At 30.9% G+C, this 1,818-nt stretch carries 2 protein-coding genes; both read right to left on the bottom strand.

Annotation, left to right across the window (positions count from 1 at the left end; translation table 11 throughout):
- On the bottom strand, positions 1-775 hold a 775-nt coding region (locus BLP57_RS17480; RefSeq protein ID WP_207646723.1), incomplete at its 3' end, for a GHKL domain-containing protein.
- Positions 776-1,104: 329 nt separating this feature from the next.
- Positions 1,105-1,818, bottom strand: a 714-nt coding sequence (locus tag BLP57_RS17485) for a LytR/AlgR family response regulator transcription factor (protein WP_139148872.1), incomplete at its 5' end; no start/stop codon positions are given.

Below are 1,818 nucleotides of genomic sequence, written 5' to 3' on the forward strand. Positions count from 1 at the left end.
TTTTTATCTCTTTACTATTGCAGATTTTTAAAATCAAAGTATGTTCTTTATAAATGATATTCACAGTAATCCATCTTTTTGATACTTCTATTTTTTCACATGCCTCTATTGCATTATCCAGGAGGTTTCCTAATAATATCCCGGCAGCACTATAGTCCAGATTCATTTGCTTGGGTACTAATACCGAGGCTTCTGTTGCGATATGCCTTTTCTGGGCATTACGAAGTTTATTATTCAAAATAGTGTTGACAATTATATTTGCAGTGTATATAGTTTTTTCTCCTTCATCTAATTCACCAATGATCTTTTGAAATTCTTTTTTAAAATCTACATTTGCTTTCTCTATTGCATAAAAGGCAATCAGGCGATTTTTTAAATCATGTTTTATTTCTTGTACCTTTTTATTTCCTGCTTCGATTTCACGATAATACTGTTCCTTCATGTTCACTTCTTGCAGAAGGAGTTCATTTTTATAATTATCAGCTATTACAATACTTAACTTGTGAAAAATAGCAAATGTCAGTATGTTTGTTAATAAAACTAATAAAATAATTGCCAAGCATAGTACATTTCCGGTTAAATTATCATAGGTTCCAGTTAAATATATTGCCATACAACTAATAAATACGCTGGAAAGAGGTATTAAAAAAAGTAATAGGCTCATCTGTTTTGATAAATTTGGTAACTGGATTGCCCAACTATGGCATATAGCCCGAACCAGAAGATATCGAATAAATTCACAAATCAGCGCAGAAATATAAAAAGATATTTCCATGCTGATTTGTGTTTCAAGTCGGAGTGTCAATAAAAATCCTATAGGCTCTGACACAAATCCCAAACCAATGTATAGAATCGGTAGAATGATATAATATAAACGAGAATACGAAAAAGATAAACTGTACAGGTATATCATACAGATACTACATAATAAATTGATAGTTGGATTTTTATACATGTTTACTATACTTGTAGTAATTGTACAAAAAAGAAATAGAAAAATCAGTTTATAGCGATCAACTTTTCGTTCTTGACTGAAACATTTCAAATATTTTTCTAATATCCCAAAATCTAAGCAATTCGTTAAGCATATAAAAAAGAAAGATTTCATAACTGCTCCTTTAGGAATTGTAAATGACGTAGTTTAATTTCCTGTCGATAGGCCCGTCCAACATGGAGAGTATTTCCATTTTTTAACAGAAGCTCATCACGTACCACCTGTACTATTTCGGAAAGGTTCACAATACAGGCCACTCGAATAGATGCAAACATACGCTTATCTAATTGTGACCATATCTCATCTAAATTTTTATTACACTGATATATATCCCCTGTATTGGTGTGTATAAGGGCTTTTCTTCCAAGTTTTTCTATATATACAATGGATTGGCAAGGGATACTGTAGCTGTTTTTACGATAACTAAAAACAAAATTTACTTTAGCCATACATAAAAAATCACATGCTTTATGAAGCACTTTACTGAAATTTTCAAAAGAAACCGGTTTTAAAATGAAATCAAATGTCACAACTTCAAAAACATCATAAACATATTTAGAAAAACTTGTAAGAAAAACGATAAGGGAATGGGGAGAGTCTTGCCGTAATTTTTTAGCAAGTTCCAATCCAGACATCTCTCCCATTTCAATATCCAGGATATAAACATCAAAATCCAATTCCTGTTTTTTCTTATAAGAGTATAATTCCTCTGCACTAAAAAATACTTCATAGTCAAATGAAATGTCTGATATCTTATCCAAATATTCTTCTAATTCTTCAATGATGGCAGGCTCATTGTCGCAAATAGCTAAATTTAGCATATA

The organism is Blautia sp. SF-50, from assembly GCF_900101315.1.
Lineage (GTDB): Bacteria > Bacillota > Clostridia > Lachnospirales > Lachnospiraceae > Blautia_A > Blautia_A fusiformis.